Here is a 26523-nt window from a genome sequence, read left to right on the forward strand (position 1 = left end):
AGAATCTATTTTAAGGGGAAATTGGCTTCAAAATTTTTAAATCTCAAGTCAAGATCTTTTAATAATTGTTTTTTCACCTTTTCGTCCTGTATAAAGCTGTAATTAATACTATTGTACACATACTGCTTAATATCAGCATAGGATACGTCTTTGTATCTCTTCGTCAATAAAACATATTGTTCGGTCATATTAGTCCTTAATATTCCGGCATCGTCAGTACTAATTACGATAGGCACATTGAATGCTCTATATAAAGAGATAGGATGGCGATTTTCTTTGACTTTCAAAATGAATTCGTTACTCACTAGATTGATTTCGATGGCAACCTTGTTTTTTGCCATATAGCGTAACAAATCGTATGACTTTGCTTCGTACGCCATGTCAACTCCATGTCCAATACGATTGGCTCCAGCAGTATAAACCGCATCGTTTATATGCGAAGTTAGATCTTCAGGTTGAACCAGTCCTAAGGTAAGTTCGCCTGCATGCATCGAGTATTTTACGTCAGGAAATTTAGTATGGCAATAGTTGAACATTACCATGTGTAACCAATAATCCTTCATCGAGGTTTCACCATCTTCCGGAGAAACAATATTAACACCAGCCATTAACGGACTGCTGTCTGCAGAGATAAATGCAACCACTAAATTTTTGAATAAATCAACAGGTTCCATAAAACGCAATACAAAATTTTGATAACGCATAGTAAAACGTTCATCATCAATTTTTAAATCCGTATGTAATTTAGCTACAAAGTTCGTATTGAAATCATTAGCATCCGCTGCCGCATCCCTTTTTAACATTGTGCTGTACAGCGTATCAAGAAGTGATTTAACCCCTTTTTCGTTTCTGTTGTTTGCCAATTGTCTTAATTGGGTATTAAAACCAAATAAATCAGCAGTATTGATTTTAGAAGGGATAGTCGAGAACTCGGTTTCGATGTAACTGACGTTTTCCTTAATTGCTCTGTTTTTTAGTTCCAATAAACCTTCGCCAAAATGCCCCACAATTGCCGGACTGAACTTTCCAAAAGACTCAAAAAACAATTTGTCTGACGGATAGCTTACGTGATTATAGTCTTTTACAGACCATTTTTCCATTATTTTTTGTTTGTAAACTCCTAGTTCACCACGATTAGCTATGGCAGAGAATTTTTCCCATGTTCCAGTCGCGGGTTTTTCCTTAAGGACCTCCATAGTGGTAGTATTCAAGTAAAAGTCTTCGGTTATTGCGTCTTCTAACATTGGTTCGGCATAAATGGAACCACTAAAATGGTGGTGTAGATCTCCTCCTTTTGGCATTTGAGAAAAGAAAGCTGTAAGTTCAGCTTCATTATTTCTGATTTTCTCTAAGTAAAGGCTAGGGGACTGTGAGTAGCTTAGATTCAGCATTGCCGAAAAAAGAAGCGTATAAATTAATTTCATAATATCTGTTTTTGTGGTTCCGATAATTATCGGTAAAATATAAGCAAAGGAATTCATTTTGAGTACCTGAATTATAGTTTGCATATCATTATATCTATTCTAAATGTGCTATTCAGAATAAATTGGAGGCAAATATAAGCGATTAAACGTTTAAAAAAAATAGCCGATATGAATTACTCTTTTTTCAATGTAACATTAAATGGAGGAGCTTGATATTCTTTGCCCAAATAATTCTCAGGAATAGTGGTTCTATTTCCATCTCTTGCTGCGCGATAATGTGGCGACATAATTTCAATTCCTCTTTCATTACACACATCTTGAATGTTTTGATGTAGATCAGAATAGATTACCGCCTGCTTGTTAGGCTCTTTGATATACGCATTGATCTCATAAGATACATAGAAATCATCTAGACTGGTTTGTAATACAAAAGGTTTTGGTTCTTGTAAAATTAATGCTGTTTTTAAAGCAGCATCAATCAATGCTTGATGCATGTCTTTCCAGGGCACATCGTAACCAATAGTTACTGTGGAGTGAATAATCAGCCCTTTCTCAGGAGCATCGCTACTGTAATTAATCGTGTGGCTACTCATCACGGTCGAGTTAGGAATAGAGATGATTTCGTTTTTAATTGTTCTTATTCGGGTGACTAATAATGACTTTTCGATTACGTCACCTACCACTTCGCCAATTTTTACTCGGTCGCCAATTTTAAACAAGCGCATATACGTCAGTATTAAACCAGCAATAATATTCGAAAGTGATCCTGCTGAACCAAACGTAAACAGGAAACCCAGAAAAACAGAAACGCCTTGAAATACAGGGGAATCACTTCCAGGAAGATAGGGGAAAATTACGACAACCATAAAAGCAAATACAATTACTCTTATAATTTGATAGGTGGGATTAGCCCAATCTGGAAAAAAACCAGGTAGTTCTAAATTCCCTTTTTCAATTTCATTTTTAAGGAACTTAATTCCTTTTAATACATAACGGAACACAAAAATAATGACTAAGATCGTAATCAAATTTGGTAGATAATTCCAAAAACCAAGACCTATCTTTTTAAGCGGATTTAGGATATATCCAAAAAGGGTAGAAGCAAATCCTTTAGTCCATGGGAAAATCCCAAAGAGAATGGGTAAGGCAATATAAACGAGTAATGCGATTAGCAACCACTTAAGCACCGTGTTGATATTAAGCAATGCATTCACCTGTTGTTTAGCGTCAAATAAAATGAAGTTCCTGATTCTTATTCCTTGGATTCGTTTGTCTTCCTGAAATTTAATTTTAAATGCTGTCCAGTTAAAAAACTTCTTCAAATAAGAAATTAATACAAACATAATAATCAAGACAAGTAATGCTAATCCGATTTCTTTGGCTAATGTGGCCAAGCTGGTTTCACTTTTGTATTTGATTATAGCGGCACTAATCAATGCTTTGTATTTCTTTGCCAATGCCTGTTTTGTGGTATTGTTCCAAAGAGCATCATTTTCAGTAATACTCATAATAATGCTTTCGCCATTCACTAAATCCAAGCTTGTTTCTGTTTCAACTGTTTTGATGGAATCTGCATTGAAACTGAATAAATCAGCTAGATTTTTTATTCGAACACTAATAGCATCAGCTCTGTCCTTGGCTGAAAAACTACCTAACTTACTGTAGATGTGAAATAAAGTGTCATTAAAAAATCCGTTAACTGGATATCCTTTAGCGGTAAGCCGCATTGAATTAATTTGCGCTTTCTTTTCAGTAAGGCGTAGCGAGTCTTTTTCATGTAACGCTAGTAGTTGTTTTTCTAGGTCTTCTTTTTTAAGATTATCGGTTGTTTTTAAGGAAAGGAGTTGCTTTTCTAATGCCACTTTTTTGATGGAATCGGTAAGGCGTTGCGCTTCAATAATAGACAGTTTTTTGTTGAATGCCTGAATTAGGGAAGTGTTTATGGAATCATTTTGCTTATTGATGCTATCGTTTTGTGATAAGGCCGCCGCCGAAGTCAACAGTAAAAAAACACTTAATAATATGGTTTTTATTTTTCTAATAATAAAACCCGAAACAGTTTTATTTGATAGAGAAAGGAAAATGTTTTTATGATATTTAGTAGGTAGGTGCTGCATAAATTAGTTCCGTTAAAGGTATTGAAAACTGTATTTTTTTATGTTTTTTTGGTAAATAAACTCTCGCTTTTTAATAGGCTAAGATCTCCATTAAATTTCATTTCTATTTCTGCCCTTTCATAAGCTTGATGGGAATGATGCATTGCGGCTATTTTTATAGCAGAATTATCGATGGCATAAACGCTGTTAAAGGCTTTTTGAAGGCGGATCATCACTTCAATATTTCCTGCACCATCTCGAGCTAAGGGTCTAAATGCATCTTCAAATAAATCTTCAATTGTAAGTTCTGGAACTGCAACTCGGTCATATGGTTTTTTCTCTGCTTTTTTCGAGTGAAGTGGTTCCGCCCACAAAGAAAATAAACGGACATAACTGCTGATTATTTGTATTGCTGTACCAGGGTCATTGATGGCAGGAGATAAAGCACGGCTGGCAATTTCACTTAAAGTAATAAGTCCAAAACGAGGATCTTCATCAAAATACCTCATATCACCTATTACAAAAGCTTTTCTTAGATCATTGTAATCATTCTCGGTGGTTGTATTTTTTTGTAGCGAGATATAAAACAAAGGCCTGTCTATAGAAGAAAAACTTCCAGGAATAGCATTTATAGTAATCAGCGCATCTAATTTTTCTGCAGTTTCCTGTAGTTTAGACAGGTAGATTTGCTGGACATAGCCGGTAAATTCACCATAAACGGCTGTGCCTTTTTCTTGATTTGGATTAATAACTATTCCGTTTAGCGTAGGTGACGCTAATCTGTTTTTTATCGCTTTTGCAGTAGCATCTTCTACTAATTTAATGGTGTGGCCCATGCGTCCCAATCGCGAAATACGCTCCACCCATCGTAAAAAAGTAAGAATAACTAATGCGAAAAATAGTAGTGTAAAAACAAATAAAGTAAAGTTACCTGCGACACCATAATAGCCGTTTTTTAGCGCTACTGTGGCCACAATACTATAAATAAACGAACCTATAAAAACAGACAGTGCGTTTCGAGAAACGTCATCGGCAATGATTAGTTTAAAAGAGCGAGGAGTGGCTGTGTTACTAGCTGCTGAAAAAGCAGAAATCATTGAGCCCACGGCGAAAATAGCAATTACTAACATGCTCGATGAAATAGTATGTAGTAATGTTTCTAAGGATTCTGTATTTATTTCAGGAACTAATTCATGAAGACGTGTACTGTCAGCCACTTGTGCAATTAGTGCTCCCAAGATGGAAAGCATGCAAAAAATCAATGGTCTAAACCATAGTTTTTCTCTTAGGCGATTCATTGCAAAAAGCACATTTTCTCTCATAAATGGAAGGTTTGGGACTAAATTAATATTTATTTCTTTAATTAACTAAAATCCTTCGTCGTTACGGTTTTCTAACAATAGGTACGAAAAGGTTTTTTTTTAGCCTCTTCAATGCTTTTTCACGAAATGATAAACGTTTTTAAAATTTTAATAAAAGCGAATGATATTGGTTTTGAATACATTAGTATACCGAAATCAGATTTTAAACTAGAGAGATTATTTACAGTAGAAATATATGGATAATAATAAGGGAAGGGTTTGAAATGGAATCACGTGAATAGTAATTTTATGCAAGATGAATAGGAAGTAGATAAAGGTAATTTTATAAAAAACGCTACTATGGACTAAGATGAACTGCTATTGATATTATGAAAAAAAGGACGAATACTTTATTTGTAAGAGTATTGCAACAAACTATGACGCCTAGTTTGTTTTCCTGTACTCCAAACGTGGGCCGTCGCAGTTTTGCCAGGTACTGACTAAGACATCAGTAGTGTCGTAATAAAGTTCTTCTTTTAAATTGCCGTAACAGCTGCCAATGATATCACTTTGAGATGAATAAGTAAGTTCAAAATAAGTTTCGGTACTGGTTATTGTGGTTTTGTATGTCCCTGCACTTTTAGAAGTATTGCCATCTCGTGTTCTAGACTTGGTAAAAGTACCATTATCATTAAGTAAATAGAATTCCTGCCACTCCATAGCAGCGCCGGAAGCTTCAGAATTTAAGGTTCTGCCGCTCATTTTTACCAACTCCCATTTGCCTTGAGAACTAGTCTCTGAAACATCAACATCTGTACCTGAACAGGAAGTAAGAAGGGTAAATGCGATAAATATTATGATAGCTGATTTCATTTTGTTCTTATTGTTTTAATAGTCCTTCTTTTGTCAAAATAAATTTTAAAAAACAGTAAAGCAACCGCTAATCTAAATAGCCGGTAAATCCAAATATTGGCATTCCAAAATAATAATTCGTGTGATGAACCCTTATCGAATAAGGAGTCTACAAAGATAAGAAAAGAAATAATTGCTAATATAAGGTAGACAGTATTGGGTATTTTCATTTTGAGTTCTTTTGTTTATTCTAGATTTTATCTGCTTGTCTTCTTTTCGCTGTTTATAACTTTTTTTTGAACCGTCGGCTGCGGTATTTATACTCTTTCCAAATATAAGAATTATTTTACTAAGGGTCTAAAGATCAAATTGTGTCTTTTTTATTAGGACAAGCTGATTGTTGGGGGATTGATTTTTTTTATTAAAATAAGTGTTCAGCTGATCTGCAGTTAATTAGTCATGTGACGGCTGCTTTTTTATATGTAGCAGTTTTATTTCTTCAAGTTAGCTAATTATTGGGAACTCCATATCAATAGGGAAACTAATTTTCAATTTGACAAAAATTACCTACTTTAGCATTATATAAATTTCAGAGAAAGATGATTAGCGAAGCACAATTTCAAAACGAGTTACAGATACTAATTGCAAATGCCACTCGAGAAGATGTAGGCGATGGAGACCATAGTTCGCTTGCTTGTATTCCTGATTCGGCAGAAGGTAAAGCAAAACTATTAGTCAAAGATGACGGGATTATCGCTGGTGTTGAATTTGCCAAAATGATATTCCATTACGTAGATCCAAAATTGACAATAGAGACTTTTATAGTTGACGGTACGCCTGTGAAATACGGTGATATAGTGTTTCATGTTTCAGGAAGTTCACAATCTATCCTGAAAGCAGAAAGGATGGTATTGAATTCAATGCAACGTATGTCAGCCATTGCTACTAAAACCAATAAATATGTCAAATTACTAGAAGGAACGAATACTAAAATCCTGGATACCCGCAAAACTACACCTGGTTTTCGCGTTGCCGAAAAATGGGCCGTAAAATTGGGTGGAGGAGAGAACCACCGTTTTGCTTTATATGACATGATTATGCTCAAAGACAACCATATTGATTTTGCAGGCGGAATAGCTTTGGCTATAGCTAAAACTAAGGCGTATCTAAAAGAAAAGCAACTGGATTTGAAGATCATTGTCGAGGCTAGAGACTTGAATGAAGTCAAAGAAATAATTGCCTGTGGAGGTATTTATAGGATTTTGTTGGATAATTTTGATTATGAAATGACGAGAAAGGCAGTAGTCTTTATTGGGAATCAAAGCTTAACAGAATCTTCGGGAAATATTAATGAAGAAACCTTAAGAGCATATGCTGAATGTGGAGTGAATTATATATCTTCGGGTGCTTTAACGCATTCTGTTTATAATATGGATTTAAGTTTAAAAGCGATTTAAAGTAATTGTTTTGTAACCTAATACACATAGATACCCGAAACTTGCAACCTGAATACAATGAGTCACGAAATTGAAGAAAGAATTGATAGAATCCCGGTGCTGCGTAATTTTGCTCGTTATATAAAAGGGGTAAAGTTAAGTTGGCTAGGAGGTTTGTCTCTTTATGAATTAATGGAATTGTACGTTATAGGTATAGCTGAAGGTGCCTTATCTAACAGAGCTGGCTCTATTGCATTCAGTTTTTTTATGGCTTTGTTTCCTTTTGCACTATTTATTCTTAACCTTATCCCATATATTCCGATTGAAGGATTTCAAGAGGATTTTTTAAAATTTGTATCAGAAGGCGTTCCTCCTAATACGTATTATGCGATTGAAAACATAGTGAATGACATACTTCATAATAGTCATTCTGGTTTGCTGTCAACGGGTTTTATATTGTCTATTTTCTTGATGGCTAATGGATTAAATGCTATTTTAGGGGGCTTTGAAACTTCAAAGCATGTACTGGTTAAAAGAGGATTTTTCAGGCAATACTTGATTGCTGTAGGAATGTCAGTTTTTTTATCAATGTTGTTATTGGTTACTGTAGGTATTATTGTTGTTTTTGAGGTGTTTATTCATAAACTAACGGCTCATCAAGTATTAAATGAGCAAATTCCATTAATTGTTATGGGACGTTACGGTTTTTTAATTACAATGATTTTAATTACGACCTCAATACTTTTCAAGTTTGGAACAAAGCACGATAAAACAAGGGCTTTCATATCAGTTGGTTCTGTATTTACTACAGTTTTGACTATCATTATTTCTTACTTTTTTGGAATTTGGGTTATCCAATTTTCGCAGTACAATCAACTTTATGGTTCTATAGGTACTTTGTTAATTGTCATGTTCTACATTTGGATTAACTGTATGATTTTACTTCTTGGCTTTGAATTAAACGCCGCGATAAATAACCTAAAAAGAAAAAAGAATATTGAATTAATCTAAATGGTTTTTGGTAAATTTATAGTAAGTTTGATAAAAATTGTTCGGTTTTACACTAAATAAAAGGATTAGTTATATGTATAACGGTCCTGTAATTTTAAAATAAAAATAAGTTTTCTCTTTATGAGAATTATAAAAAAAAAGTAAATTAATTATGAAAAAGAGTATCACATTAGTATTGTTATTTGTTTCCACATTGTTTTATGCTCAAGGTCAAGGGGTCATTGGCAAATGGAAGACGATCGATGATCAATCCGGTGAGGAGAAATCGGTTGTGGAGATTTATGAAAAATCAGGAAAAATTTATGGGAGAGTGCTTGAAATCTTTGACGCAAGCCATAGAAAAGACCGTTGTATTGACTGTGAAGGGGAAGATGCAAATAAACCAGTGCTAGGTTTGACAGTGATAAAAGGACTTAAAAAAGATGGAGACGAATATAATTCAGGAAAAATATTAGATCCTAAAAACGGAAAAATATATAAATGTTTCATTACATTAGAATCAAAAGACAAGCTTAAAGTACGCGGTTATATTGGCTTTGCTTTATTGGGAAGAACCCAATACTGGTATAGAGTTAAATAAATTGTTTGTTATTTTCAACTAAACTAATTAATACCCAACATCTAACGAATGCTTTTTTTTGCCGAAGTAATTTTACCGCTTTCTCTTGCCAAAACTTTCACGTATAGTATATCTGAAGCCGAGTATCATTATATAAAGAAAGGAATGCGAGTAGCGGTTCCTTTTGGAAAAAGCAGAATTTATACTGCGCTGGTAGTAGAGACACATCAGAATCAACCCACATTATACGACGCTAAAGAAATTCATCAAATCCTTGATGAAAATCCTATCGTAACCGAAATTCAGATTGCTCATTGGCAATGGATTGCATCTTATTATATGTGTGCCATCGGCGATGTGTATCGCGGTGCGATGCCAAGCGCTTTAATATTAGAAAGCGAAACAATAATTTCTCAAAAAACAGATGTTTTCGTTGATGAAAGTGAGCTTTCTGATGATGAGTTTTTAGTTTATCAGGCATTGCAACAGCAATCATCGCTTAAGGTTCAGGATATCGCTTCAATTTTAAATAAAAAAAATATTTTTCCTGTCATTCAAAAACTAATTGACAAAAACATATTAGTGCTTCAGGAAGAAATGCTTGAAAGTTATAAACCTAAATTAGTGCGATACATTCGTTTGCATTCTAAATATGAGTCCAATCAGGGGCTGGGGGAATTACTGGAAACGCTAAAAAATGCCAACAAGCAAAAAGAAATCGTTTTAACGTATTTTCAATTAATCGCTTCCGAAAAGACCCGAGGTGAAACCGAACGGAGTCTAGCTAAACCTCTTACTGTAAAAAAACTAGTGGAGTCTGCTAATTCTACCTCGGCAATTGTAAAAGCATTAATTGAGAAAGAAATATTTGAAGACTACTATATACAAGAGGATCGTGTTAATTTTACAGGAGAAACCAATGAAAGGGAATTGCAACTTAGTGTTGCGCAACAAAAGGCTTTTGATGGGATAAAAGATAGTTTTATCCAAAAAGAAGTTTGTCTTTTACATGGTGTGACTTCAAGTGGAAAAACAGAGATCTATATCAAACTGATAGAGGAATATCTCCTTACCGGAAAGCAGGTGTTGTATTTGTTGCCAGAGATTGCACTTACCACTCAGTTAGTAGGAAGGTTAAGAGCTTATTTTGGAAATAAAGTAGCTGTTTTTCATTCAAAATATAACAATAATGAACGGGTAGAAGTGTGGAGTCAAGTTTTACAAAATTCTGAAAAAGCACAAATAGTAATAGGGGCGAGGTCGGCCTTGTTTTTGCCATTTGCCGACTTGGGATTTGTAATTGTAGATGAAGAACACGAGCAAACCTTTAAACAAATAGATCCTGCCCCCAGATACCACGCCAGGGATGCTGCGGTGGTGTTGGCAAATTTCCATAAAGCTAAAGTTTTACTAGGTTCGGCAACCCCAAGTATTGAAACATATTTTAATGCTAGTTCAGATAAATACGGTTTGGTCGAAATCAAAGAAAGGTATGGCAACGTAATGATGCCGGACATCAAGCTGGTTGATTTAAAAGATAAGTATTTTCGAAAAAGGATGAAAGGTCACTTTAGTGATACCCTAATCGAAGGAATTACAAATGCAATTGCATTAGGAGAACAAGTGATTTTGTTTCAAAACAGAAGAGGGTATTCTCCTATCGTGGAATGCATGACCTGTGGACACGTTCCGCATTGTCAGCAATGTGATGTGAGTTTGACCTATCATAAGCACAAGAATCAATTGCGATGTCATTATTGTGGCTATTCGATAGCTAAACCAACTCATTGCCACAGCTGTTCTAGTGTTGATTTAACCACCAAGGGTTTTGGAACGGAGCAAATACAACAAGAATTAGTAAGCCTTTTTCCTGATAATAAAATAGGAAGAATGGATCAGGATACCACTCGCGGTAAATTTGGATTCGAAAAAATCATTGATAGTTTTAAAAACAGGGAAGTTGATATTCTGGTGGGAACACAGATGTTAGCTAAAGGGCTTGATTTTGATAATGTAAGTTTGGTAGGGATAATGAATGCTGATAATATGCTTTATCATCCCGATTTTAGGGCTTTTGAAAGAAGTTTTCAAATGATGACACAAGTGTCTGGACGTTCAGGACGATCAGAGAAGCAGGGAAAGGTAATTATTCAAACCTACAATCCAGAACACAATACAATCCAGCAGGTTACTAATAATGATTATTCAGGAATGTATAAGGAACAATTATATGACAGGCAAATTTATAAATACCCACCGTATTTCAGGATTATCAAAATCACTTTAAAGCATCGTGATTTTGATAAACTTAAGGAAGGCGCTATGTGGCTGTATCAGGTGATAAGCCAAAATCTAAATATACCAGTCTTAGGTCCGGAAGAACCTGCTATAAACAGGATACGAAATGAGTATATCAGAACAATAATCATCAAGATTCCAACTAATACTTCAGTGGTAAGCACCAAGAATATTATTCAGAAAATGTTGAACAGTTTTGATTCAGTTGCTCAATATAGAGCAATTAAGGTAGCGATAAACATTGATTTCTATTAAAGTAGTTTTTTATGCAAATGAAAGTGCTTTTACTAGATCTTCTTTTTTATTTCTACTTAAAGGTATTTTAGTAATACCGATTTCTGCAAATTTACTATTGAAACGTTCTACTTTGTCAATATTAATGATGTACGATTTATGTACTCTTACGAATTTCTTTTTCGACAAATCATTTTCAAAAGACTTCATGGTAGAAAGAACCAAGTTACTATCGTCCTCAGTAACTACTCTTACATAATCACCAAAAGCTTCAATCCATTTTATTTTTGAAGTAAAAATCTTCAATTTTTTCAAGTTGCTTTTTATGAAGATATGCTCTCCTTCTTCTTCCTTAGTATCATTTCTAAGTAAATGTAAATCCATTGCCCTAGTAACAGATGCGTTAAATCGGTCTAATGCAATCGGTTTTTGAAGGTAATCCGTCGCGTCATAATCAAATGCTTTCATCGCATACTCTGCTTTGGAAGTAATAAAAATAATTTGAGGCTTAGTTTTTAATCCATCCAAAAAATCAAAGCCACTAATTACTGGCATCTCTATATCAAGAAATATTAAGTCTACATTGTGAATAGACATACAACTTCTTGCTTCAATAGCATTTGAAAAATCACCTATCAAATGTAAACTTGGATGATTATTTACTAATTTGGAAATGATCATTCGTTGAATTGAGCTATCATCTACAACAACACAGTTTAATTTCATAATATTTAGTGTTTAAGATTTGGAATAGTAAATATATTCTTTTTTTTAATGTAATTAAGTTTAAGTATCATTTTTTTTGCTGTTCGTCGATTAAATTGAAATTAATGTTGAATATTGAAAAATAAAAGCTATTTTTGCACCCAAATTAACAAATAAATAAATATTTATGAATCATTATGAAACTGTTTTCATTTTAAATCCCGTTTTATCTGATGTTCAGGTAAAGGAAACAGTAAGCAAATTTGAAGATTTTCTTACTACTAGAGGAGCCGAAATGGTATCGAAAGAAGACTGGGGCCTTAAAAAAATGGCTTACGAAATTCAAAACAAAAAAAGTGGTTTTTATCACTTATTCGAATTCAAAGTATCAGGAGAAGTTCTAATTGCTTTTGAAACAGAATTTAGACGTGACGAAAGAGTTATGCGTTTCTTAACTGTAAGTTTAGACAAACACGCTATTTCTTGGGCTGAAAGAAGAAGAACAAAATTAAAATCTACAAAAGCTTAATCATGGCAACATTACAACAATCTGCTTCAGGAAAAAAAGACGGGGATATCAGATATCTTACGCCTTTAAACATAGAAACTAACAAACAAAAGAAATACTGTCGTTTCAAAAAATCTGGTATCAAGTATATCGATTATAAAGATGCTGATTTCTTATTGAAATTCGTAAATGAACAAGGGAAAATTCTTCCTCGTCGTTTAACTGGAACTTCATTGAAATACCAAAGAAAAGTGTCTGTAGCTGTAAAGCGTGCACGTCACTTAGCTTTAATGCCATATGTGGCTGATTTACTAAAATAATATTTAAACTCAGTTGTTGGTTTTCTGAAACATGAAACCTAACTTCTATAATAAAGGACAACAACATGGAACTTATTTTAAAACAAGATGTTCAAAATGTAGGATTTAAAGATGATGTAGTAACTGTGAAAAATGGTTACGGTCGTAACTTTTTAATTCCACAAGGATTTGCAGATTTAGCAACTTCTTCTGCAAAGAAGGTATTAGCTGAAAACCTAAAACAAAGAGCACATAAAGAAGCTAAAGTTGTAAGCGACGCGCAAGCAATTGCTGAAGCTTTAAAAGCTATCGAAATTAAAATTACTGCAAAAGCAGGTGGAGAAAAATTATTCGGTTCAATCACGAATATTGACATCGCTGATGTTTTAGCAAAAGGTGGTCAAGTAATTGATAGAAAATTCATCACTAGCGGTATCGTTAAACGTACTGGTAAATATACGGCAAGCGTTCGTTTACATAGAGATGTAATTATTGAATTACCTTATGAAATTATAGCAGAATAATTTTATTTTGTTAACGTTTTGTTAAAGAAATATAAAAATCACTCCTCGGAGTGATTTTTTTTTGTCTACTTTTGCCAAATATAAACACATACTTAACAAGATGAAAAAAATTATTACTTTATTGTTCTTTGTTTTTGGACTACATGCAATGATAGCCCAAAGTACAACTTCCAGTATAAAAGGAACAGTAAAAAGTTCAGACACGGAGCTACTTCCAGGTGCCTCCATTTTAGCAATTCATACCACAACAGGAACTAAGTATTCTGCCTTGTCAAATGCAGAAGGTAGGTTTAGTATGTTGAATATGAGAGTTGGAGGACCATACAAAGTTGTGGTTACCTTTATTGGATTTCAAACTCAAGAAATCAACGATGTATTCCTTGAATTAGGTAAGCCTTTTAGTTTAGACGTTATGTTGAAAGACGAAAGTCAACAATTAAACGAAGTTAAAATTACAAGTACTAAAAACAAGGTTTTTGCAGGTGGTAGAACCGGTGCAGAAACTACCATTGGTAGAAAAGAATTAACTTCTTTACCATCAATTTCAAGATCTGCTGAAGATTTTACACGTTTAGAGCCTTCTGCAAGTGGAGGATCTTTTGGAGGTAGAAATGATCAATATAACAATTACTCTTTGAATGGTGCCGTTTTTAATAATCCTTTCGGATTAGATGCTGCTACTCCAGGAGGACAAACAGGTTCTCAACCAATTTCTCTTGATGCAATTGAGCAAATTCAAGTTGCGACTGCACCATATGACGTAACATTGTCTGGATTTACAGGAGCTTCTGTAAATGCAGTTACAAAATCAGGTACTAATGAATTTCATGGTACAGCCTATGCTTTTTTTAGAAATCAAGATCTAACGGGTAGTAAGGTTAGAGGTGAGAAAATATTTGTACCAGCATTAGAGCAAACTCAAGCAGGTGTTAGTATTGGAGGTCCAATTGTGAAAAACAAATTATTCTTTTTTGCTAATTATGAAATTGATAAAAGAAGTGATTCAGGTTCAAATTTTGTTGCAAACGACGGGAATGGAACAACAGACGTAAATGAATCTAGAGTTTTAGCTACTGACTTAATGCATGTTTCGACTGAATTAGGTAAGTTAGGTTACAATACAGGTGCTTACCAAGGGTTTACACACAATTCTGATTCTAATAAAGGAATTGTTAAATTTGACTGGAATATAAATGACAATCATAAATTGGCTGTTATTTATAACTTTCTTGACGCTTCCAAAGATAAGCCTGCGCACCCTACAGCAATTCTTCGTAGAGGGCCAGATGCTACTACTTTACAATTCGCAAATTCAGGATACCAAATCAACAATAAAATTAGTTCGTTCTTAGTTGAATTGAACTCAAAATTTAGTGAAGTAGTAACTAATAAATTACAAGCAGGTTATACTCATTTTGATGATTATAGAAAACCATTTTCTTCACCAGCTCCGGTAATAAATATTACAAAAGATGGTTCTCCTTATATTATTGCAGGACATGAGCCGTTCTCTATTAATAATAAACTGGATCAAAAAGTAATTCAAATTACTGATAATTTGAATATTGTAAAAGGAAATCACACATATACTGCAGGTTTTTCATTCGAAAAATTCATGTTTAAAAACTCATTTAATCTTAAAGGTTATGGTTTTGACGTGTTTGGTAGTACTGACTTAGCAGGATTTGATGCTAATATTGCAAGTGGTTATTATGCTCAAGCGATTGCCGATGCACAAAACACATTCAATACTAAAAACGCTTTAGCTGATGGTGTAAACGGAGGTTGGAACCTATCAGAATTAAATGTTGGTCAAGTAGCATTATATGTTCAGGATGAATGGAATATCAATGATAACTTTAAATTAATCTATGGATTAAGAGCTGATAAACCATTGTATTTTAATACTTCAGACTTAGCACAAAAGTTTATCGATACTGAAAATTCAGAAGGATATTTGCCAAATATTGATTATTACAATCCTAAAGATGGTAGTGTAGTTCATTTTGACTCTACAAAAATGCCAAACAACGACATACTTTGGTCACCTAGAGCCGGTTTTAACTGGGATATTACAGGAGACAAAACTAAACAACTTCGTGGAGGAACTGGTATTTTCACAGGAAGACTTCCTTTTGTTTGGATTGGAAATCAAGTAGGTGGTTCAGATCCTTTTTTCTACCAAGTAGTTAATCCGGATTTTAAATTTCCACAGGTTTGGAGAACAAGCTTAGGATACGACCATAAATTCGAGAACAACTATATTGTGACTGTTGATGCGTCCTATAATAAAGATATAAATGGAGTTCAAGTTCAAAATTGGGGTTTAAAAAAACCAACAAGCCAATTAGTTGGTGCTGATAATAGAGCAATTTATGGTGCTAACGACCAAGGTACTTGGACTGATTATGGTTTTCCAGCTCCTACAAATGGGTATGTATTAACTAATACAAATAAAGGAAGCGCATTTAATACTTCGATTAAAATACAAAAGAATTTTGATAATGGTTTGTTTGCAAGTTTAGGGTATAACTATTTAAAATCATTAGATGTAAATTCTATTGAAGCTGAAATTGCTGGTGACGCTTTTGCTTTTAATCCTGCTTTAGGAAATGTAAATGATGCTACTTTATCTAATTCTAAATATGGTGATAAAAACCGTTTCATTGGTGTAGCTTCAAAAAAATGGAGATATGGTAATGATAAATGGTCTACTACTATTTCTACTTTCTTCGAGTATGCACAAGGAGGTCGTTTCAATTATACTTATGGTGGAGATATTAATAATGATGGAGCAAGTGGAAATGATTTAATTTATATACCTACAACTGCTGAGATTAGTACTATGATTTTTTCTGGTGCTGGACAAGGTGCTGCATTTGATAAATTCATTAGTCAAGATGATTACATGAGCGGAAGAAGAGGTCAGTATGCTGAACGTTATGGTGCTTTAGCTCCATGGAGAGGAAAATGGGATGTTAAATTTATACAAGATTATAACTTTAAAGTTTCAGGAGATAAAACGAATACAATTCAATTTAGTGTTGATGTATTAAACATAGGAAATCTTCTTAATTCAGATTGGGGATTAGTTCAAAACCCTACAAGTGTACAGCCTATTGGCGTTTCTGTTGATCAAACAACTAAAATACCAACCTATACTTTTAGTGGTACTCAAACTAAAACGTTTAATTATGATGCGAGTTTATTGTCAAGATGGCAAGCGCAGTTTGGACTTAGATACATATTCTAAGCTCATTTTATAAATAAATTTAGAAAAGCCTTCTTGAAAAAGAAGGCTTTTCTGTTTTTAAATTTTAAATTTGCAGCAGAATTAAAATAGCAAAAGCTTTGCACCTTAGTGCCTTTATAGCAAAAACAAATTTCATGAAATATACAAGATTAACTAAAGAACAATTTGAAGAATTAAATCAAGAATTCAGCACTTTTTTAGCAACTCAAACAATTGATAAAGCGGAGTGGGATACAATCAAAGCGGAGAAACCAGAAGTTGCTGAACAGGAACTGGACGTTTTTTCTGACTTAGTTTGGGAAGGAGTTTTGACACGAGCTGAATATTTAGAGCATTTTTCAAAAAACCATATTTTCCTTTTTCAGAGTTTCGACACGCATGTACAGTCTATTGTTTTAAAATCATTAGTTCCTGACGTAGATTTTTTAACTAAAGAAGGATTACAATGGCTTAGTGATAATATGTTTACCGATACAATCGAAATGAAAGTAGGTAAAAAGGAGTTTACTGAAGAGCGTAATACTTCTATTTTTGCATTGATACAGCAGGGCGCTTTTTTAAGTGACGGGCAGTTATATAAGCAAATAAATTCAATTATAGAATCATAATTATTCTTGGTATTTCCTTTAAATTGGCTATTTTAGTACACGATTTTCAAATACTAAAATAGCCAATATTTTTTCTATGAATGTTCAAAATACGATTCAAAAATTAAGGGACGAATTAGACCAATACAATTATAATTATTATGTGTTGGACTCGCCAACCATTTCTGATTATGATTTTGATATACAACTAAAACAACTTCAAGATTTAGAGAATAAACATCCTGAATATTTTGATGAAAATTCACCTAGCCAACGGGTAGGAGGAGCAATTACCAAAAATTTTAAAACGGTCCCTCATGAATACAGAATGTACTCTTTGGATAATTCTTATTCTAAAGAGGATTTAATCGAGTGGGAAAAGCGCGTGCAAAAAGTATTAGGCGAAGTTCCACTAGAATATACCTGCGAATTAAAATATGACGGTGCATCAATCAGCATTACTTATGAGAACGGAAAGCTAACCAGAGCCGTTACAAGAGGAGATGGGTTTCAAGGCGATGATGTTACTAATAATATCAAAACTATAAAATCAATTCCGCTACAGCTAAAAGGTGATTTTCCCGATAAATTTGATGTACGAGGAGAGATTATATTGCCTTTTGCCGGATTCGAAAAAATGAATCAGGATTTAATAGAAATTGGAGAAACTCCTTATTCTAACCCAAGGAATACCGCCTCTGGAAGTTTAAAACTACAAGACAGTGCTGAAGTTGCCAAAAGACCACTAGATTGCCTTTTGTATTTTTTAATTGGAAATAACCTTCCTTTTGCAACACAGTATGATGGATTAGAAGCAGCTAGAAAATGGGGGTTTAAAGTTCCCAAAGAAGCGAAGCTCGCTCTTAGTTTAGAAGAAGTTTTTAAGTACATTGATTTTTGGGATATACATAGACACGAGTTGCCTTATGAAACAGATGGGGTAGTGGTAAAAGTAAATCGCTTTCAATATCAGGATGAATTAGGCTATACTGCTAAATCTCCGCGTTGGGCAATGGCTTACAAGTTCAAATCTGAACAGGTTTCAACCGTATTAAATTCCATTTCTTATCAAGTAGGAAGAACGGGTGCGATTACACCTGTTGCAAATTTAGAACCGGTACAGTTAGCCGGTACAATTGTTAAACGTGCTTCCCTTTACAATGCAGACCAAATCGAAAAACTAGATATTCGATTGGGAGATACTGTATTTGTTGAAAAAGGAGGAGAGATTATCCCTAAAATTATAGCGGTAGATTTAAGCAAACGTTCTGAAAACTCAGAACCAACAAAATACATTACACATTGTCCAGAATGCCACACGGAGTTAATTAAAAATGAAGGAGAAGTAAATCACTACTGCCCTAATTTTTATGGTTGTCCACCGCAAATTATTGGAAGGATCCAACATTATATTTCGAGAAAGGCAATGGATATTGAAGGTCTTGGTGGTGAAACTGTAGCATTGTTATTCAATAATGGTTTAGTGCACAATTATGCTGATTTGTATCAATTGACAGTAGATCAAATTCTTCCATTGGAACGTATGGCACAAAAGTCCGCCGACAATCTGGTTAAGGGAGTGGAAAATTCAAAAAGCATCCCATTTGAACGTGTTTTATATGCGCTCGGAATTCGATATGTAGGAGAGACGGTAGCTAAAAAATTAGCGAAGCATTATAAAAACATTGATGCATTGAGTCAGGCAACGTTAATGGATTTGGTTTTAGTTGATGAAATTGGTGAGAAAATTGCTAAAAGTGTCCTGGAATTTTTTGAAAATGAAGAAAATAGAATTATCATTGACAGATTGAAGAATTGCGGAATCCAATTTGAAATTATCGAAAACATAAACCCTAATGCAACTGACAAGCTTGCTGGGAAAGTATTTGTGGTATCTGGTGTTTTCCAACAGTTCTCTAGAGACGAATTGAAAAAAGCAATTGAAGAAAATGGAGGGAAAGTAGGTAGTTCTATTTCTGCCAAAACAAATTATGTAGTAGCTGGTGATAATATGGGGCCAGCCAAATTGGAAAAAGCCAATAAGCTAAATATTCCAATTCTATCTGAAGGGGACTTTATGATTCTGATAAATGAAAATTAATATACGAAAAATGAAGTTTCGAGGTATCGATAATGATATTGAAAAAGTGTTAATTACGCTCTATTTCTTTACTGGAATAATTGAGATCGCTTTCCAGATGTACATGAATATTTATTTTCAATATATTATAAAACCACTAGAGTTTTTACTATTGTTAGCATTGTATAGTTATACTTCTCCTATAAAAAACCCGCTTTATTTTATTAATCTTTTATTCGTACTAATTGGAAGAATGTTTTTTATATCAAATGAAATTGGAGTAGTGCGTTTTGCCTTAATCTTTGTTTTTTTTCACCGTATTATCGAAATATATTACGTTGCTAAGTTAACCCGAATTAATGATTATATTCCACCCATATTAGCTTCAATACCTTTCCTATTTTATTTTTTGTATTTGGTGTCAATTCCTGATAATGTAATGGTGCAAAGCTATATCAGTTTAATTATTCAGATTGTCTTAATTGCAGCACTCAGCGGAATTGTATTATCAAACTACTTGTCAGCTAATAATAAAAAAGACATCTGGTTAATTATTTTTGGAATTATGTCGCTAACCCAGACTTTCGTCGTCTTTATTGAGAAATTTTATTTATCAGATTTAAAATTAATTAGTTTTAGACCATTGGCTTTATTTCTAAATACTATAGTTTGTTTTTCTTTTTATAAGTTTGTTATAAACAATGAGCGGTTAAACAACGATTGATTTTCCTTCAGATGCTTTTCTTTTATTGGAATCGAAGTAAAAGTCAATTCGGCCTAGGTTTATTCCATAACAACCTACTTGATTGACTAAAACGTCATTTCCTGATATGTTTTTCACAATTGTTGGCTTATCTAGAAAAGTATGTGTGTGCCCTCCTATTATCAAATCGATATCTTCTGTAAGCGCAGCAAGTTTTAAATCACATATTTTATTAGGCTCATTTTTATAATTATAACCAAGATGTGAAAGACAAACAACCAAGTCGCATTTTTGTTCTTTTTTTAAAATCCGAACCATTTCTTGAGCTGTTTCAACAGGATTGTTATAAACGGTTTCTTTATACATTTTTTTGTCAACTAAACCGTCAAGTTCAATCCCAATTCCAAAAACGCCAACCTTAATTCCATTTTTATTGAAAACTTTATATGGTTTAACTAAACCGTCCATCATGGTGTTTTTGAAATCATAATTCGCAGATAAGAATTCAAATTTAGCATGAGGCATTTGTGCATATAAACCTTCGATACCATTATCAAAATCATGATTTCCTATGGTAGAGGCGTCATATTGCATCATACTCATCAACTTAAATTCGAGTTCGCCACCATAATAATTAAAATAAGGCGTTCCTTGAAAAATATCTCCCGCATCGAGCAACAATACATTAGTATCCTCTTTACGTATTTTTTCGATCAATGAAGCCCTTCTAGCAACACCACCCATATTAGCATTTCTAGGGTCATCAGCAGGAAAAGGATCAATATGACTGTGCACATCATTAGTATGAAGAATAGTTATTTTTGTTACCTCGACCGTTTTGAAACTACTTAATGATAAACCCAAACCCAACATTGCTGTACTTGCGGCAGTTTTTTCTATAAAATCTCTTCTTTTCATCTGTTTATTTTTGGAGCTATTTCCCGCTTTCCGTTACAATCTTTTTATTTTTAAAGAAAAAATAAAAAGGATTTCCACTTCAATCGGGGCTAAAGTCTATTGGAATTAATAATTTTGAAATTACTCAACCGTAATTCGATTGTCTTGAGTTGATCTAATCGTATCTGTTTCTTTAAAATAATCAATCAAGATGTTTCTCAATTTGTAATTGAGATCATAAGTAGCCGTTCCTTTTTTGAAGAAATTCATGCTATCTCCGCCGTTAGCAAGATAATCATTGGTCCCTACATAATATACTTCGTCTTTTTCAACCGTTTTACCTTGTACTAAAATATTTTTAGGGAGTTTGTTTTTATCAATAGTAAAGGTCAATCCAGCAAGAGGATGTGGTTGTTTTTCACGGATAAAATAATCTACCATTTCTAATATTTGTTCTCCTTTTAGAGCAATAACGACCATGGTGTTTTCAAAAGGCATTATTTCAAATGCTGTTCTTGTAGTAACATTCCCTTTTGGTAGTATCGCTCGTATGCCTCCATGATTTAGCAAACAAATATCAATTGTTTTGTTTTCACGAGTTTTAAAAACTATATTTCCTCGTTTTAAAGTAACATCGGCCATTAAGTTGCCAATTGTGGTTTGGCTGTTTTTGGCCATTTTATCTAGAGTAATGGGACAATATGATAAAACGCTATCTAAGTCTTTATTGATATGTTCTCTGAACGGTTTAATAAAGTTTTCTATTTCAGCTACTTGATTTTCTTTTTCGGTAATAGGAATTTGTTTCCCTTCAATTTTGGTCAGATGGACGACTTTGTTGCTACAAGAAAGAAAGAAAAAAAATGTTAAGAATATAACAAAAAGTTTGAAAACATCGTTATACTTTTTTAGATTTACCATTTGTTATGGGACTTAATTAATTAATTTTGTAAAACAGTAAAAATAGAATGTTTTTAAATTATATAAAAGAATTTTCTGTAAAAAAAATATTAAAAAACAGTTTGCAAAATGTTAAAGGCAATTCGGTTTCTGGAATAATCAAAACAGTGGGCGTAGTTATAGATCAGCGTCATTTTTCAGAAACAAAAGCTTTTATAAGTGAGTTAATTGCTAATGGTATTTTAGAAGAAAATATAGAGGTTATTGTTTATCGAGAGGCATCAAAAAAAAGCACCAACAATGTACGAGCTACGTTTAGTTCAAAGCATTTAAAGTGGAATGCAGAAATAGATAATCCCGCTGTTAATGATTTTATAAACAAGGAATTTGATTTGTTAATTAGTTATTATGATGTTGAAAAGACAATTTTACTAATTGTAACTCATAATTCTAAGGCACATTTTAAAGTTGGTTTTTCAGCTATTGACAAAAGATTAAACAATTTGATGATCAATACCAATGGCGAGAATTACAAGGTTTTTACTCATGAATTATTTAGGTATTTAAAAATATTAAACAAAATATAATTTAACATGCAAGCATTAATAGGAACTGGCGTTGCTCTTGTGACTCCATTTAAAGCAGATTTCTCAGTTGATACGGAAGCATTATGCAGAATCGTAAACTTTTCAATAGACGGAGGGATTGAATATCTTGTAATTCTGGGAACAACAGCAGAGAACGCTACACTATCTCAAGATGAAAAGGAGTTGGTTATAAAAACAGTGGTTGACTGTAATAAAGGACGATTGCCTTTAGTGTTGGGAGTAGGAGGAAACGATACTAGAAGGATTGTTGAAGAATTAAAGACCAGAGATTTTTCTGATTTTATTGCTATACTTTCAGTTTCTCCATTTTACAATAAACCAACTCAAGAAGGAATATACCAACATTTTAAAGCTATTTCTGAAGCGTCGCCAATACCTGTGATTATTTATAACGTTCCGGGAAGAACATCAAGTAATATGTTACCAAAAACAGTATTGCGTTTAGCAAATGATTTTGAAAATATCGTTGCTGTAAAAGAAGCGGCTGGCGATATCGTTCAGGCGATGCAAATATTGAAAGATAAACCGAAAGATTTTTTAGTTATTTCTGGGGATGATATGATCGCTTTACCGATGGTTTTAGCGGGTGGTGCAGGTGTTATTTCTGTAATTGGGCAAGGTTTTCCGAAAGAATTTTCTGAAATGATTCGCTTAGGGTTGAATCGTAAGGTAGATGACGCATTTAAATTACAGTACATCCTGTCTGATTGTATTGATATGATTTTTGAGCAGGGGAATCCCGCTGGAATCAAACAAGTGTTTGAGGCACTGGGAATAGCAGATAGTTTTGTGCGTTTGCCACTAGTTCAGGTTGATGAATCTTTATCGCAAAGAATAGCTCAATTTGTTAAAAACACGGTTAAATAAGTACGAAAAGTGCTGCTTATTTTTAAGCAAAGAAATATTTTGTAGTAGCTAAATTAATAACTAAATTTGCCACCGAAACTTCGGTATGATTTTTTGTGGGTTATGCGTAACCCATAAGTCAAATAAAATAAATAAAAATGAAAAAAATTATATCTCTATTGCTTCTTGTTGTTGTTTTTACTTCATGTAATGAATATCAAAAAGCATTGAAAAACGATGATGTAGCCGCAAAATTTGAAATGGGTACTAAATTATATGAAGCTGGGAAATACACAAAAGCGATACGCCTTTTTGAACAAATTGCGCCAGCTTACAGAGGAAAACCACAGGCTGAAAAGTTGTTTTATATGTTTGCACAGTCATATTATAAAACAAAACAGTATTATTTAGCGGGTTATCAGTTTGAAAGTTTTGTTTCAGGGTACCCTAAAAGTGAAAAAGTACAGGAAGCTGCTTATTTAGGACCAAAAAGCTACTCGATGTTATCTCCGGTGTACAGCTTAGATCAAACAGACACTTTTAAAGCGATAGATAAATTACAGAACTTCATTGATACCTATCCTAATTCAGAATATTTAGGTGAGGCAAATGAAACAGTAAGGGTTTTACGTGAAAAAATAGAGAAAAAGGTATATGAAAATGCCAAAGGATACAATACAATTTCAGATTTTAAATCAGCAATTGTAGCTTTAGATAATTTTATCGTTGATTATCCTGGGACACCATATAAAGAAGATGCATTGTTTTATAAGTTTGATTCTGCGTACCAACTTGGAATCAATAGTGTTGAATTTAAAATGGAAGAACGTTTGAATGTTGCGAAAACAGCATATTCAAGTTTGATCAAATTTGATGCAGAAACAAAATATAAAGAAAAGGCGAACGTAATGTTAGCTCGAATTGAACAAGATTTACAAAAATTTACTAAATAAATAAAGTCATGGATTTAAAAAAGACGAATGCTCCAGTAAATACAATAACATACAATAAAACTGTTATTGAAGAACCTACTGGAAACGTGTATGAAGCGATAACCATTATGGCTAAAAGAGCAAATCAAATCAATTCTGAAATTAAAAAAGAATTGACTGAGAAATTAGAAGAGTTTGCTACATATAATGATAGTCTTGAAGAAGTTTTTGAAAACAAAGAACAAATTGAGGTTTCAAAATTCTATGAAAAATTGCCAAAGCCACACGCTTTAGCTGTTCAAGAATGGTTAGACGGTAAAATTTACCACAGAGATTCAAATAAATAAAAGTACAATGTCAGTTTTAAGCGGAAAGAAAGTTTTACTAGGAATTTCTGGTGGAATTGCCGCCTATAAAACAGCGTCTTTAGTACGACTATTCATAAAAGCAGGTGCACATGTCCAAGTGATAATGACACCTGCTTCTAAGGATTTTGTAACTCCTCTTACATTATCAACCCTGTCTAAAAATCCCGTACATTCCACTTTCTTCAATCAAGACGATGAGAACGAAAAATGGAGTAATCATGTTGAGTTAGGGCTGTGGGCAGATATAATGGTTGTCGCTCCGGCGACTGCAAATACCTTGTCAAAGATGGCAAATGGTACTTGCGACAACCTTCTTATTGCTACATATCTATCTGCAAAATGTCCAGTTTTTTTTGCACCTGCAATGGATTTAGACATGTACAAGCACCCATCTACAATAGCTAGTTTTAAATCATTACACGAATTTGGAAATACTATAATTCCTGCTGAAAGTGGTGAATTAGCAAGTGGTCTTTCTGGTGAAGGAAGAATGGCAGAACCCGAGAATATTATTCGGTTTCTGGAAGCTGATTTAGAAAGTAAATTACCTCTCAAAGGAAAAAAAATACTGATAACTGCTGGGCCAACATATGAGGCAATAGATCCAGTACGTTTTATAGGGAATCATTCTTCAGGTAAAATGGGATTTGATATTGCTAAAAGTGCTGCTAATTTAGGCGCATCAGTGATTTTAGTAGCAGGACCTACACATTTTACAGTGAGTCATGCGCTAATTCAAGTGGTTAACGTCGTTTCTGCTCAGGAAATGTATGAAGCATGTCATCAATATTTTGACGAAGTAGACGTTGCTATAGCTGCTGCTGCAGTAGCGGATTATAAGCCCAAAAATGTGGCTACCCAAAAAATTAAAAAAGCCGCTGATAATTTTGTGATTGAACTCGAAAAAACAAAAGACATATTAGCTTCATTGGGAAATATAAAGAAAAATCAGTTTTTAATTGGGTTTGCTTTAGAAACAGAAAATGAAATTGAAAATGCAAAGGGTAAAATCCAGAAAAAAAACTTAGATTTGATTGTTTTAAATTCTTTACAAGATCAAGGAGCAGGTTTTGGAAAACCAACCAATAAAGTTACCTTTATCGATAAGAATTTTAATATTGAACCGATGGAACTGAAATCGAAAGAAGCCGTTGCCGACGATATATTAAATAAAGTAATAGCAAATTTTTATGAATAAGATATTTACCTTTTTCTTACTACTATCAGTTGGGCTGCTTCAAGCTCAGCAGTTAAATTGTACTGTAACGGTAAATTCAGATAAATTAGGGAATGCTAATCTGCAGGTTTTTAAAACCTTAGAAACATCACTGAATGAATTTGTGAATAAAACAGATTGGACTGGACAGACGTTAAAGCAAAACGAAAAAATTAATTGCTCTATGTTTGTTACTATTTTGTCAAACAATTCCGATCAGTTTACCGCAACGCTACAAGTACAATCATCAAGACCAATATTTAACTCTTCTTATTCGTCACCAGTTCTAAACTATAACGATAAGGATTTTAGTTTTAGATATATTGAATTTGAAAATTTAATCTTTAGCCCGACAGCATTCGAATCTAATTTGGTTTCTGTAATTTCTTTTTATAGCTATATTATATTAGGCATGGATCAGGATACTTTTTTGTTGGAGTCCGGAAATCCTAATTTTGAAATAGCACAAAATATTGCAAACGTTGCGCAACAAAGTAGTTACAAAGGATGGAGTCAGATTGATGGGAATCAAAACCGATATTTCCTTATCAATGATATGTTGTCTGGTTCATTTTCAGCAGTGCGAAAAACAGCATTGGATTATCATTCCGGTTTAGATCTAATGTCAAAAGATTTGAAAGGCGCAAAAGAGAAGATAAAAGTATCGTTAATCGATTTAGGCAAACTAAATAGCTCTAAACCCAATGCATTTTTGACACGTATATTCTTCGATGCAAAATCAGATGAAGTTCTTTCCATTTTTTCAGGAGGACCCAGTATTAGCATATCGGATTTAATTGAGAGTTTAAATAAAACCTCTCCTTTAAATTCCAGTAAATGGGAAATGATCAACTACTAAATTTATTAGTTATTTTTCACAATAAAT

Annotated in this window: 24 protein-coding genes; 17 read left to right on the forward strand and 7 right to left on the reverse strand. The window is 33.5% G+C overall.

Annotated features, from left to right (window positions below; all coding sequences use genetic code 11):
• Positions 1–5: 5 nt before the first annotated feature.
• The 4 genes from BLV35_RS11225 to BLV35_RS11240 form a co-directional block, all read right to left on the reverse strand.
• The gene (locus tag BLV35_RS11225) at positions 6–1424 is read right to left on the reverse strand and encodes an amidohydrolase family protein (RefSeq protein WP_091090086.1); all 1419 of its coding nucleotides are present in this window, start codon (positions 1422–1424) and stop codon (positions 6–8) included.
• Positions 1425–1597: 173 nt separating this feature from the next.
• Positions 1598–3541 (reverse strand): mechanosensitive ion channel family protein, encoded by a 1944-nt coding sequence (locus BLV35_RS11230; protein ID WP_091089765.1) that lies wholly within the window; start codon positions 3539–3541, stop codon positions 1598–1600.
• 38 nt (positions 3542–3579) lie between these two features.
• A complete protein-coding gene (locus tag BLV35_RS11235) occupies positions 3580–4842 on the reverse strand; it encodes a DUF2254 domain-containing protein (RefSeq protein WP_091089769.1) in 1263 nt (420 codons plus the stop codon).
• A 423-nt stretch (positions 4843–5265) separates the two neighbouring features.
• Positions 5266–5694, reverse strand: coding sequence for a hypothetical protein (locus BLV35_RS11240; RefSeq protein ID WP_091089773.1), 429 nt, complete (start codon positions 5692–5694; stop codon positions 5266–5268).
• Between the two features lie 578 nt (positions 5695–6272).
• Here BLV35_RS11240 and nadC point away from each other — a divergent pair.
• The 4 genes from nadC to priA all read left to right on the forward strand — a co-directional run bounded on the left by nadC (position 6273) and on the right by priA (position 11232).
• On the forward strand, positions 6273–7130 hold the full coding sequence (gene nadC / locus BLV35_RS11245) for a carboxylating nicotinate-nucleotide diphosphorylase (RefSeq protein ID WP_091089776.1): 858 nt from the start codon (positions 6273–6275) through the stop codon (positions 7128–7130).
• 57 nt (positions 7131–7187) lie between these two features.
• Positions 7188–8120: a YihY/virulence factor BrkB family protein gene (locus BLV35_RS11250; protein WP_091089779.1), complete on the forward strand. Its 933-nt coding sequence runs from the start codon at positions 7188–7190 to the stop codon at positions 8118–8120.
• Positions 8121–8271: 151 nt separating this feature from the next.
• Complete coding sequence (locus BLV35_RS11255) at positions 8272–8700, forward strand: DUF2147 domain-containing protein (protein WP_091089783.1); 429 nt, start codon at positions 8272–8274, stop codon at positions 8698–8700.
• A 48-nt stretch (positions 8701–8748) separates the two neighbouring features.
• Positions 8749–11232 carry a replication restart helicase PriA gene (priA, locus tag BLV35_RS11260; RefSeq protein WP_091089787.1) on the forward strand — a complete coding sequence of 828 codons (2484 nt, stop codon included), beginning with the start codon at positions 8749–8751 and terminating at the stop codon, positions 11230–11232.
• A gap of 9 nt (positions 11233–11241) precedes the next feature.
• On the opposite strand, the gene BLV35_RS11265 is transcribed toward priA, so the two are convergent.
• Positions 11242–11937: a LytR/AlgR family response regulator transcription factor gene (locus tag BLV35_RS11265; protein ID WP_091089792.1), complete on the reverse strand. Its 696-nt coding sequence runs from the start codon at positions 11935–11937 to the stop codon at positions 11242–11244.
• 166 nt (positions 11938–12103) lie between these two features.
• Between BLV35_RS11265 and rpsF the strand changes: the two genes are divergently transcribed.
• The 7 genes from rpsF (at position 12104) to BLV35_RS11300 (ending at position 19891) form a co-directional block, all read left to right on the forward strand.
• Entirely contained in the window at positions 12104–12445 is a 342-nt protein-coding gene (rpsF, locus tag BLV35_RS11270) for a 30S ribosomal protein S6 (protein ID WP_091089796.1), read from the forward strand.
• 2 nt (positions 12446–12447) lie between these two features.
• The gene (rpsR, locus tag BLV35_RS11275) at positions 12448–12744 is read left to right on the forward strand and encodes a 30S ribosomal protein S18 (protein ID WP_066077030.1); all 297 of its coding nucleotides are present in this window, start codon (positions 12448–12450) and stop codon (positions 12742–12744) included.
• A gap of 65 nt (positions 12745–12809) precedes the next feature.
• Complete coding sequence (rplI, locus tag BLV35_RS11280) at positions 12810–13247, forward strand: 50S ribosomal protein L9 (RefSeq protein WP_091089801.1); 438 nt, start codon at positions 12810–12812, stop codon at positions 13245–13247.
• 100 nt (positions 13248–13347) lie between these two features.
• Positions 13348–16500, forward strand: a complete 3153-nt coding sequence (locus BLV35_RS11285; RefSeq protein ID WP_091089805.1) for a TonB-dependent receptor — start codon at positions 13348–13350, stop codon at positions 16498–16500.
• 134 nt (positions 16501–16634) lie between these two features.
• Positions 16635–17108, forward strand: coding sequence for a DUF6495 family protein (locus BLV35_RS11290; RefSeq protein ID WP_091089808.1), 474 nt, complete (start codon positions 16635–16637; stop codon positions 17106–17108).
• A 76-nt stretch (positions 17109–17184) separates the two neighbouring features.
• The gene (ligA, locus tag BLV35_RS11295; protein WP_091089812.1) at positions 17185–19188 is read left to right on the forward strand and encodes an NAD-dependent DNA ligase LigA; all 2004 of its coding nucleotides are present in this window, start codon (positions 17185–17187) and stop codon (positions 19186–19188) included.
• A gap of 10 nt (positions 19189–19198) precedes the next feature.
• Entirely contained in the window at positions 19199–19891 is a 693-nt protein-coding gene (locus BLV35_RS11300; RefSeq protein ID WP_143031853.1) for a hypothetical protein, read from the forward strand.
• Here the strand turns inward: BLV35_RS11300 and BLV35_RS11305 are convergent.
• Both BLV35_RS11305 and BLV35_RS11310 read right to left on the reverse strand, forming a co-directional pair.
• The gene (locus tag BLV35_RS11305; RefSeq protein WP_091089818.1) at positions 19877–20788 is read right to left on the reverse strand and encodes a bifunctional metallophosphatase/5'-nucleotidase; all 912 of its coding nucleotides are present in this window, start codon (positions 20786–20788) and stop codon (positions 19877–19879) included. The two genes, BLV35_RS11300 and BLV35_RS11305, sit on opposite strands and share 15 nt — an antisense overlap.
• Before the next feature lie 120 nt (positions 20789–20908).
• On the reverse strand, positions 20909–21688 hold the full coding sequence (locus tag BLV35_RS11310) for a 5'-nucleotidase C-terminal domain-containing protein (protein ID WP_091089822.1): 780 nt from the start codon (positions 21686–21688) through the stop codon (positions 20909–20911).
• A 47-nt stretch (positions 21689–21735) separates the two neighbouring features.
• On the opposite strand from BLV35_RS11310, the gene BLV35_RS11315 reads away from it, so the two are divergent.
• The 6 genes from BLV35_RS11315 to porD all read left to right on the forward strand — a co-directional run bounded on the left by BLV35_RS11315 (position 21736) and on the right by porD (position 26496).
• Positions 21736–22254 (forward strand): DUF6913 domain-containing protein, encoded by a 519-nt coding sequence (locus tag BLV35_RS11315; protein ID WP_091089825.1) that lies wholly within the window; start codon positions 21736–21738, stop codon positions 22252–22254.
• 6 nt (positions 22255–22260) lie between these two features.
• Positions 22261–23142 (forward strand): 4-hydroxy-tetrahydrodipicolinate synthase, encoded by an 882-nt coding sequence (gene dapA / locus BLV35_RS11320; protein ID WP_091089829.1) that lies wholly within the window; start codon positions 22261–22263, stop codon positions 23140–23142.
• Positions 23143–23279: 137 nt separating this feature from the next.
• Positions 23280–24074, forward strand: coding sequence for an outer membrane protein assembly factor BamD (locus tag BLV35_RS11325; protein WP_091089832.1), 795 nt, complete (start codon positions 23280–23282; stop codon positions 24072–24074).
• Positions 24075–24082: 8 nt separating this feature from the next.
• Positions 24083–24400: a DNA-directed RNA polymerase subunit omega gene (locus BLV35_RS11330; protein WP_026709525.1), complete on the forward strand. Its 318-nt coding sequence runs from the start codon at positions 24083–24085 to the stop codon at positions 24398–24400.
• Between the two features lie 7 nt (positions 24401–24407).
• The gene (coaBC, locus tag BLV35_RS11335) at positions 24408–25619 is read left to right on the forward strand and encodes a bifunctional phosphopantothenoylcysteine decarboxylase/phosphopantothenate--cysteine ligase CoaBC (protein WP_091089835.1); all 1212 of its coding nucleotides are present in this window, start codon (positions 24408–24410) and stop codon (positions 25617–25619) included.
• Positions 25612–26496 (forward strand): type IX secretion system protein PorD, encoded by an 885-nt coding sequence (gene porD / locus BLV35_RS11340; protein ID WP_091089839.1) that lies wholly within the window; start codon positions 25612–25614, stop codon positions 26494–26496. The genes coaBC and porD overlap by 8 nt, the downstream gene beginning before the upstream one ends.
• Positions 26497–26523: the final 27 nt, after the last annotated feature.

The organism is Flavobacterium gillisiae, from assembly GCF_900107635.1.
Classification (GTDB): domain Bacteria; phylum Bacteroidota; class Bacteroidia; order Flavobacteriales; family Flavobacteriaceae; genus Flavobacterium; species Flavobacterium gillisiae.

Coding starts and splice junctions, on each gene's coding strand:
- BLV35_RS11250 (WP_091089779.1), top strand. CDS start 7,188: ATGAGTCACGAAATTGAAGAAAGAATTGATAGAATCCCGGTGCTGCGT.
- BLV35_RS11265 (WP_091089792.1), bottom strand. CDS start 11,937: ATGAAATTAAACTGTGTTGTTGTAGATGATAGCTCAATTCAACGAATG.
- BLV35_RS11300 (WP_143031853.1), top strand. CDS start 19,199: ATGAAGTTTCGAGGTATCGATAATGATATTGAAAAAGTGTTAATTACG.
- BLV35_RS11325 (WP_091089832.1), top strand. CDS start 23,280: ATGAAAAAAATTATATCTCTATTGCTTCTTGTTGTTGTTTTTACTTCA.
- rpsF (WP_091089796.1), top strand. CDS start 12,104: ATGAATCATTATGAAACTGTTTTCATTTTAAATCCCGTTTTATCTGAT.
- dapA (WP_091089829.1), top strand. CDS start 22,261: ATGCAAGCATTAATAGGAACTGGCGTTGCTCTTGTGACTCCATTTAAA.
- BLV35_RS11330 (WP_026709525.1), top strand. CDS start 24,083: ATGGATTTAAAAAAGACGAATGCTCCAGTAAATACAATAACATACAAT.
- BLV35_RS11240 (WP_091089773.1), bottom strand. CDS start 5,694: ATGAAATCAGCTATCATAATATTTATCGCATTTACCCTTCTTACTTCC.
- BLV35_RS11235 (WP_091089769.1), bottom strand. CDS start 4,842: ATGAGAGAAAATGTGCTTTTTGCAATGAATCGCCTAAGAGAAAAACTA.
- BLV35_RS11310 (WP_091089822.1), bottom strand. CDS start 21,688: ATGGTAAATCTAAAAAAGTATAACGATGTTTTCAAACTTTTTGTTATA.
- priA (WP_091089787.1), top strand. CDS start 8,749: ATGCTTTTTTTTGCCGAAGTAATTTTACCGCTTTCTCTTGCCAAAACT.
- nadC (WP_091089776.1), top strand. CDS start 6,273: ATGATTAGCGAAGCACAATTTCAAAACGAGTTACAGATACTAATTGCA.
- BLV35_RS11285 (WP_091089805.1), top strand. CDS start 13,348: ATGAAAAAAATTATTACTTTATTGTTCTTTGTTTTTGGACTACATGCA.
- BLV35_RS11290 (WP_091089808.1), top strand. CDS start 16,635: ATGAAATATACAAGATTAACTAAAGAACAATTTGAAGAATTAAATCAA.
- porD (WP_091089839.1), top strand. CDS start 25,612: ATGAATAAGATATTTACCTTTTTCTTACTACTATCAGTTGGGCTGCTT.
- BLV35_RS11305 (WP_091089818.1), bottom strand. CDS start 20,788: ATGAAAAGAAGAGATTTTATAGAAAAAACTGCCGCAAGTACAGCAATG.
- coaBC (WP_091089835.1), top strand. CDS start 24,408: ATGTCAGTTTTAAGCGGAAAGAAAGTTTTACTAGGAATTTCTGGTGGA.
- BLV35_RS11225 (WP_091090086.1), bottom strand. CDS start 1,424: ATGAAATTAATTTATACGCTTCTTTTTTCGGCAATGCTGAATCTAAGC.
- BLV35_RS11230 (WP_091089765.1), bottom strand. CDS start 3,541: ATGCAGCACCTACCTACTAAATATCATAAAAACATTTTCCTTTCTCTA.
- BLV35_RS11255 (WP_091089783.1), top strand. CDS start 8,272: ATGAAAAAGAGTATCACATTAGTATTGTTATTTGTTTCCACATTGTTT.
- BLV35_RS11315 (WP_091089825.1), top strand. CDS start 21,736: ATGTTTTTAAATTATATAAAAGAATTTTCTGTAAAAAAAATATTAAAA.
- rplI (WP_091089801.1), top strand. CDS start 12,810: ATGGAACTTATTTTAAAACAAGATGTTCAAAATGTAGGATTTAAAGAT.
- rpsR (WP_066077030.1), top strand. CDS start 12,448: ATGGCAACATTACAACAATCTGCTTCAGGAAAAAAAGACGGGGATATC.
- ligA (WP_091089812.1), top strand. CDS start 17,185: ATGAATGTTCAAAATACGATTCAAAAATTAAGGGACGAATTAGACCAA.